This is a genomic window from Methanofollis aquaemaris (assembly GCF_017357525.1).
Classification (GTDB): Archaea; Halobacteriota; Methanomicrobia; order Methanomicrobiales; family Methanofollaceae; genus Methanofollis; species Methanofollis aquaemaris.
Genome location: NZ_CP036172.1, coordinates 183505 through 191288, shown reverse-complemented (window position 1 = coordinate 191288; position 7784 = coordinate 183505). Strand labels below are relative to the sequence as shown.

The 7784-nt window shown below is 51.1% G+C and carries 7 protein-coding genes; 3 read left to right on the top strand and 4 right to left on the bottom strand.

The window, feature by feature from the left end:
* Positions 1-3 precede the first annotated feature (3 nt).
* Together RJ40_RS00895 and RJ40_RS00890 are read right to left on the bottom strand one after the other, a co-directional pair.
* Positions 4-603, bottom strand: coding sequence for a restriction endonuclease subunit S (locus RJ40_RS00895; RefSeq protein WP_265581466.1), 600 nt, complete (start codon positions 601-603; stop codon positions 4-6).
* Positions 604-685: 82 nt separating this feature from the next.
* A complete protein-coding gene (locus RJ40_RS00890; protein WP_265581465.1) occupies positions 686-1072 on the bottom strand; it encodes a hypothetical protein in 387 nt (128 codons plus the stop codon).
* Between the two features lie 322 nt (positions 1073-1394).
* Between RJ40_RS00890 and RJ40_RS00885 the strand changes: the two genes are divergently transcribed.
* The 3 genes from RJ40_RS00885 to RJ40_RS00875 all read left to right on the top strand — a co-directional run bounded on the left by RJ40_RS00885 (position 1395) and on the right by RJ40_RS00875 (position 3366).
* The gene (locus tag RJ40_RS00885) at positions 1395-1853 is read left to right on the top strand and encodes an EVE domain-containing protein (protein WP_265581464.1); all 459 of its coding nucleotides are present in this window, start codon (positions 1395-1397) and stop codon (positions 1851-1853) included.
* 4 nt (positions 1854-1857) lie between these two features.
* Positions 1858-2784 (top strand): DUF5655 domain-containing protein, encoded by a 927-nt coding sequence (locus RJ40_RS00880; RefSeq protein ID WP_265581463.1) that lies wholly within the window; start codon positions 1858-1860, stop codon positions 2782-2784.
* 63 nt (positions 2785-2847) lie between these two features.
* Entirely contained in the window at positions 2848-3366 is a 519-nt protein-coding gene (locus tag RJ40_RS00875; protein WP_265581462.1) for a TATA-box-binding protein, read from the top strand.
* A gap of 110 nt (positions 3367-3476) precedes the next feature.
* Here RJ40_RS00875 and RJ40_RS13010 read toward each other — a convergent pair whose 3' ends face one another.
* Positions 3477-3563 carry a DUF1156 domain-containing protein gene (locus RJ40_RS13010; protein WP_394357406.1) on the bottom strand — a complete coding sequence of 29 codons (87 nt, stop codon included), beginning with the start codon at positions 3561-3563 and terminating at the stop codon, positions 3477-3479.
* 56 nt (positions 3564-3619) lie between these two features.
* Positions 3620-7780 carry a sacsin N-terminal ATP-binding-like domain-containing protein gene (locus RJ40_RS00870; RefSeq protein ID WP_265581461.1) on the bottom strand — a complete coding sequence of 1387 codons (4161 nt, stop codon included), beginning with the start codon at positions 7778-7780 and terminating at the stop codon, positions 3620-3622.
* Between the last annotated feature and the right edge of the window lie 4 nt (positions 7781-7784).

Genomic DNA, 7784 nt, shown 5'->3' with positions numbered 1-7784 from the left:
ACCTTAAAGAGAGTTCATCATCGAGTTAACGATAGAATCCTGGAGTTTCTGTTCTCTTCTCAGGATCCTGGAATATTCAGATGTCAATGCCAGATATTTGCTCATGAGGTCCTGCTGTGCCATAGGGGGGATAGGGATCTCGATCTGTACCAGTTCATCAAGGGAGATACTCATCAGAGTAGACCCGCCGGCCCGTCTGGTGAGGGCACGCTGGCCTGCAGAACTGTTGAACCAGGCCGCGAGGATCTCCGGCCGCATCAGTTCCGAGCACCGTAGCCCCACAAGGGTTGCATTGAGTGCCGCACCGACAACATCATCGCCGCCAACCGCTGCACGGAAGGGCGGGCCACGGAGGGTAAGGACAACATCGCCTGAGAGGAGGGTATCTTTCTCCAGTTTCCCGGTTTTCCGAACCGGGGTGGTCTTGACTGTCTCGGTGTCGATGATACCGTCGACGAGATCCCCGAGATTGATGAGAGGGATCTCGACGGTGGGGTCGTTTTCCTCTGGCTTCAGATAGTACGACGACAGGCCTGTGACCTTCTTATTCAGGAGGTCTTTGAGGGGCTTTTGAGGTATGGAATCCTTGTGGAGGGGATGCATGTGGTCACGTCCTAGAGGGGGAGAGGTTGAAATTCCCCCGATGGTGTTCAGTTTCGTTGTCGGTGCGGGGGAACGGAACGGGTCAGGTGCACGTCCCGCTCAGTGAATAATCGAAGTCCGCAATAGCCCCGATCTTTCTGACGTTCCTTGGGTACTTCAACCGGTAATCGATAGTAGGAGGGCGGGCGAGGCGATCTTCGATCTTTTGTCCTCGATACCCGTGCAGATATTCATCGACTTTGGCGGTGAACTCTACGAGATCTCCTTTTTGGAATGTCCCGACGGCGTCGAAGCCTGCGGGGTAGTTTATCCATATGTGGTCGGCGAGAATCTTGCCGCTCCGATCCCGGAGATCGTGGAGAAGAATAGACTTCCCTGTTACGCCATGTTTTCGATATGTGCCATATTCCCCGAAAGTTGCGGTGAATCTGACTCTCTTCCCCTGGAGGGGTTGAAGTTTCGTTCGCATATGATAATTTATCTTCATTCTTGGGGGGATTCTATGAGCCTCCCTGTCTCATGGTTCAATGACGATACGCCCGAACCCAAAATTTCATGTTGACAGGGGAGTACATATCTGTGTCCGAGATTGTGTGCTGTCAACACTGGCCTTCGGGTCGGGACTCGGCAAGAGTGCAATCTTGTCGAGACCAGATACACACAATTGTCGTGTGCATCTCGACAACAATATCTTACTATGTCCTTGTATTTATACTTGCAGGTCTACAGTCATTGTGAACCAATGTTTTGAGAATACAACCTTTTTTACCTCTGCGTTATGATCATGGATCATGACCCGCTGGCTCGCCATCTCCAACCGTGAGAACTCCGAAATCACAATAAAAAAACATATCTGGGGCGTCCCGAAGAGATACGTCAACACGATCAGCAAGACAAAACCCGGTGACACTCTCCTCGTCTATGTCGGGCAGCAGGTGATCGACAAGGACACCACCCTCCCGCCGGCGATCACCGGGTGCTTTGAGATCACCTCTGCCGTCTACGAGGATAAGAAGCCGATCTTCACCGCCCCGCCCAAACTCGGGGCCGAAGTCTTCCCTCTTCGGATCAGATTGAAGAAAATGCAGGTCTTTGACCCGCCGATGGAGTTCAAGCCCTTGATCCCGGATCTGAAGTTCATCACGAACAAGACGCAGTGGTCAGGGCACATCAGGGGGCAGGCGATGCGGAAGATCCCGGAGGAGGACTACGCGTACATTATGAAGGCGGCACAGACGCCGCGGGACTGAGCACATGGGAGACATCCGCATCTTTCGCATCGACGCCCCGCAGGCTGAGGAGTTGAAGGGCACGTCCGTCGCCCTGGAGAAGTCCCTCCAGACCTATATGGAACAGAACCTCGACTCCCTCCTCGGCGTCACCTTCCTGGCCACCGAATACACCACCGGAAAGACCCATGGCGGACGGATCGACACGCTGGGCATCGATGAGAACGGGTTCCCGGTCATCATCGAATACAAACGGGCGCTCAACGAGAATGTCATCAACCAGGGCCTCTATTATCTCGACTGGCTCCTCGACCACAAGGCCGAATTCGAACTTCTCTACCTGAAAACACTTGGAAAAAGAGGCGACGAGATCATCGACTGGACCGGGCCGAGGCTCCTCTGTATTGCCGGCGACTTCACGAAATACGACGTCCATGCCGTCCAGCAGATCAACCGGAATGTGGAGTTGATCCGGTACAGGAAATTCGAAAAATCCCTCCTTCTTCTCGAACTGGTGAACGCAACGGCCCAGAACGGAGATACTGTTCCCGCACCAGTTGTTCCCGCGCCAGTCCCCAGAAAAAAAGTGGGTGGCAATAAAACATTCAGTGAATCTCTCGAACTCTCGAATGTTGATCTGAAGGATCGATATGAGGCGTTGAAGGCATTCACCCTTGCCCTTGGCGACGACGTCCAGGTGAAGGTCACGAAACTCTATGCAGCATTCCGGCGGATCAAAAATTTCACCTGTGTCGAGATCCGGCCGCAGTCGAACACGGTGCTCCTCTACCTCCGTCTCAACCCAGATGACATTCGCCTGGAAGAGGGGTTCACCAGGGACGTGAAGAATATCGGCCACTGGGCTCCCGGAGATCTGGAGATTGCGATCCGGTCTGATGCCGATCTGGAACGGGCAAAGGATCTCATCGTGAAGAGTTATGAGGAGAACTAGATCTTGACTTCAAGCTCAGTCGGCGGAAAATATCTGAGGGAATAGATCCCATCTTTTTTCAGGATGAAGATTACCAATATCGTCTGTTCCGGCGACCTCAATCAACCTGTCCCGTTCCAGCGGTTGCCTGAACTCCTTCCTGAGTCCTACAAATACGACCCCGAGATGTACCACGGCGCTTACATCCTTCTCTCTGTAGGGAAGGTCACCATCTACCAGAGCGGGAAATATATCTTGGTTGGTCTGAAGTCTCTCGACGATGTCGAGCGATCTTATCGGGAGTTCCTCATCCTCATCTCCCCCATCATTGACCCCACTCCGGTGTCACCACCACGGGTCCAGAACATCGTCGGCATGGATGATTTTCAGATGGAGATCTCATTGACCAAACTCGTCGTCGCCTTTCAGATGGAGCATGTGGAGTACGAACCCGAACAGTTCCCTGGCGTGATCTATCGCGGTGAGGGAGGGACCGCCCTCATCCTCTCGTCCGGGAAGATGATACTTACGGGGTTCAGGGACCTCGATTCGATGGAGGCCTTCGCGGCTGACCTGAGGGAGACGATCAAGGCAATCGCATAACCCCCACCCTTTATCCTCTCCCGCCAGCCGGAGCTTCACCGTCGACTTCCACACCGTCCTCGAAGTACCAGACGAGCACAGCCACCTCGCCTGCCTCCTCAATGCCCCCATCACACAGGCCGGCGGGCCCACCAAAGGTGGAGCGTCGACGGATGGCCATGGCGGATCGATTCCTCGCGCGCCGGCCCCTTGTTGATCGCTTCCTGGGGTCGGGCAGCCTCAATTAGTTTCTTGCGTAATTATGAAGGTTGTGTCATTCGTTAATTCTCCGTAAACGATACTTTGCCAAGAGTAAATCTAAATCTTTGTGTTTGATCCCGGTAAGCAGCGCCGTACCTGATATCACGTCCACACCATCATCCTCTGCCCGGAACAACACGGCGGATTTCTTCGGATCCTTTTCGATCATTCCCCACACCTCCGCGGGCATCTCTATCCCTCTTCTCAATATTCCATCTTCTATCCAGAGCCTTCCGAGAACATTGCCATCCGAGGATAAGATTTCCCACTGGAAAGGCCCATCACATCTCTGGATCCATGAACCATCTGAATGAGTGAAATGGCCGTTCGACTGGGCCCGCTGGTAATGATATTGTTCTGCAAAAATTTCGATGAGTGAGCAGCGCTGTGGCCGATCTCCACCCCCTGTAGCGAGGGAGGGTGTATGGGATGGATGTTTATCGGCGATCGGTGCTGTTTGAAGTTCTGGCTCTAGCGTTACTTCCTGCTCCTCTGTTTCAGCACTGAAACAACCTGAATTGGCGCTCTGTACAGGAGCGAGATGCAGTATTCCCTCTTGAGGATCTAAAGCGGTTTTACCACCGGCGGGAACAGGCGGTTGAGAGATAAGAGGTTCCCGAGCCTCTGGCAGAAGGGTAAAATTCGCCTCGCAGTATTCAGATACGATCACTGGATCACGATCATAGCAATAGACGATCGCATCGGCCACGGCCTGAACAGAGCATGCCTTTCTCAGTTCGGTTGGCACGACTCTCAGGAGACGCCCTGGCGACAGTTTACAGAGGTACAACACCCGGTCATCCCAGAACACCTCAGGTGTTTGTTCCCTCCCCGCCGGACTCCCACATAGATAGGGCATCACCCGGATATCAGAGACTGGTTTCCAGACCGTCTCCGATAACCTAACCCCCATCCCCTGGATTTCCTGCTCTTCGTCGGTATTTTCATACGTGACACGTTTTAGCAGTTTCCCAAGAGTCGTCATCCATGGCCTGTCCCCCTCTGAGGGGCCGTCCTCCACAAGGTTGGACACCCGGAGAGAGAGCGCCGATTGAAGATCTTTCAGTTCAGAAGCAGAAATCAGAGTAGTAATATCCTGATTGTCGACCATCCTCATATCGGCGGTGATCCCCTTTACCTGCGGGAACAGGGCGTCAACACCTCCGGCCAAGTTCTTGGAGAGGAAATACGAAAAGGCCGAAACAGGCTTCCAGATTGCATCAAGACTCAACCAGTGTCCGGTCTCATTCCAGACACGGTGGGGAGCGCGGGAGAGGATCATTCTGATACGATTCCGGTCTGCTGCCTCTACAGAAGATCCCGATTCCAGATTATCTAACTGTCCAATGAGAATATCGATGGTCGGTTCATGGGCGACGCCAATGCGGCTCCAGAGTGGAAGATCCCGAAGTGCTGGAAGCACTACGAAAATACCCGGCATCTCAGCGCAGGGAATGGTACGGAACACTTCGTGGGGGTAAGCCCACGTTCTTTCCCGCGTGAAGATCATCCGGTGTTCTCCAAAGTAACGCTGAACGTGCCCCACCTCATCGGGTGTGCAATATTTCAGCAGTCTGTCCAGCCGTTCGTACAATTTTATAAGTTCATACTCCGGCGGGTCATCATGGCCAGAAAAGATCTTAATCCGATCGAGAACTGAATTCGGGCTTCCCGGCGTATTCCTGACGCCAAGAGCGAGTAAAAGATCATGAAGCTCTTTGGTGTCATATTCGTGGCGGACAAACGGTTCAACACCCATCAGGGCCTCTGTCTGAACATTCCTCATCAACAGTTCGTGCGGTTCACGAGGAATGTCATCGGTGTCCTGAAGACACCGAATTTTTGCTAACCGCCTGATCCACGAAGCCGGGAGGTTTCCACAGGGAAGAGGGTGATCATGGCTCCTTCCCTGCTGAGAAAAAGTCGCGTGCAACTGGTTTTTCCATGACCGCATGGGATCCGATGCGATCAGGTCCAAAATCTTGAACCAGGCTAAAGGTTTTTTATCCTCAGATAGACTTTCACAGAACCGTTCAATCTGATCTAAAACATCTGGCCTGAAATCATAATCCGTGAAGATAAAGACCTTTCTCTGGATCGGATATTCTTTTTCTCCTGGTTCTCTACCTCCCAGGGCTTTTAGTGATTCCAGGAATCTGGTTTTACCATAGATTGTTTTGCTTTTTTCTTCAATGCCCACAAATGATTTTAACCCGCTCTTTGTTGATTGTGCCCATCCAATCCACTTTCTCCTCTTATCGGGATCCAGACCGGCAAGGTAATCTTCATGGAGGATATGTGATGTTCTATAGTCCTCAGGAAGAATCTCTGCCAGATACCCCTGGGGATCGAGCGCAAGATCATCTTCAACCTGATGAATCCTCCCGTCCTGAGTGACGTAAAAAAAACCTTTTGGCACATCTGTGTTCAGAAAACCGGTGACCAAAGCAAAGCGAATGAGATTTTTACGATCCTTTAAAAGCCCATCATACGCACGTTCGATAAGAACCTTTTCTGAAGAATCTTTCTCCAACTTTTCTCTTGAAAGCACTTCAGATATTGCCCAATTATTGTCTGCCTTGGGATTTTTCAACTGCTCCGTCACTTTACGAATAAATGACTGATCGATGAAATGGAGATAGTTCGACAAAAATTCGGTATCATCTTCAGAAAGACCTCTGATCGAATCACCGACTCGAACGACCCTGTTTGGAGGATAGAGACGATCCAAGCCCCCTACAGGTATAATGTCTAATTTATCCGGGTAATAACCGCGGTAATACCTTATCACATATGCCCAGAGTAGGACTATCTGATCATCTTCAGCAGGCCGTGGGACCGTATGCGTCTTAAACCATTCAACAATCTCTGAGTCGTTGTTGATGGCGAGAAGGCCCCATTTTTCAAGGCGCTCACGATAGTCTGAACGAATTGTACGGGATAATATTGCTGTGTAATCCTTTCCTGCAAAAATCGCTATGTTTTCAGGATCCCAGATTTCGTAGAGTGGATATGGAGGAACGAAACACGTTTTCACAAGAGATCCGTCTGAAGCGAGGAGAATGGGGGATCTTTCAAGATATTCGGAAATGACTGAACATATAATAACATCACAACCATTGACCCATTCGCGATGAGCAGGAAGGAGGCGGTACGCCTCGGCACGCTCTGAGAGATCGCACTGTTCATTCCCAAGCCATTCGCTCATACTTTCTGCTACAAGGCGCCCGACACGCTCCAGAAGCCAGCGGTTTGTAGGGGATATCGACGGATCCTTGATCCCCATCCTTGCCGGGTCCTGGACAAATGGGGCGTTCACGGAGAATGGCATTCTGGTCTCTTTATCGGTTGGAAGAACGACATACAGGTTCTGCGGGCCGGGAACCCCCACTACGATCTCGACTTTGCATGGCGGGAGGGAAAATTCTTGATCGCCTGCCATGCGCTCCCGCTGGATCTCTTCGATGGCCTCAGCAGGAAATTCTTCAAGTGGCGAGGTAATATGAATAATCTCTTTTTCATCACCGCTGGACAAACGTATCCTTTCTGAACCCTTCACCGGTCCCTCTCCGATGACCGTGCGGGTAATCTCTTTGCCAGAAATAGTTAAACTACCGACATTCTGGAAGAATAGAAGTGATAACCTGCTATTTGCCCACTCCTCAAGTGACTTCTGAATCTCCTGGAGAACATGCTCATCCCGTAATCGTATAGAAATACGTGTTCTGGGTGTAGAAGGAGCATTATTAATCCAGACCGGTTCAGTAAACCGACGGCTATAATACCGCACAGAAATACTAGGGGTGAGAAGATCGACTATATCTCCCAAGCTAAACGTCGATTTAAACCCGATACCTCTGAACCCTATCGTATGGAGATTGCGTTTATTTGAGAATCCAAATCGGCACAGCGACGCAAATTGATCTTCGTTGAAATCCTCCCCATCATGCTCAAAAATAAACGTACCCTCTTCGATCCTGACCTCAGCAGATCGTGCGCCAGCATCATCAGCGTTCTGGAGCAGTTCGGAGAGAACATGACGTGGACTCTGTATCTGCTTGAACAACTGCCACCATGGAGCAGCAATTTGCTCATCTGCTTCCAATTTTTCCCAGATTTGAGAAGCGTTCTGGCTTATCTTCTCAAAATAGGGAGGAAATATTTTATTCGCCATCACT

Excerpts from the sequence above, each read along its gene's own strand:
- RJ40_RS00885 (WP_265581464.1), top strand. The coding sequence starts at position 1,395 with ATGACCCGCTGGCTCGCCATCTCCAACCGTGAGAACTCCGAAATCACA.
- RJ40_RS00890 (WP_265581465.1), bottom strand. The coding sequence starts at position 1,072 with ATGCGAACGAAACTTCAACCCCTCCAGGGGAAGAGAGTCAGATTCACC.
- RJ40_RS00870 (WP_265581461.1), bottom strand. The coding sequence starts at position 7,780 with ATGGCGAATAAAATATTTCCTCCCTATTTTGAGAAGATAAGCCAGAAC.
- RJ40_RS00875 (WP_265581462.1), top strand. The coding sequence starts at position 2,848 with ATGAAGATTACCAATATCGTCTGTTCCGGCGACCTCAATCAACCTGTC.
- RJ40_RS00895 (WP_265581466.1), bottom strand. The coding sequence starts at position 603 with ATGCATCCCCTCCACAAGGATTCCATACCTCAAAAGCCCCTCAAAGAC.
- RJ40_RS00880 (WP_265581463.1), top strand. The coding sequence starts at position 1,858 with ATGGGAGACATCCGCATCTTTCGCATCGACGCCCCGCAGGCTGAGGAG.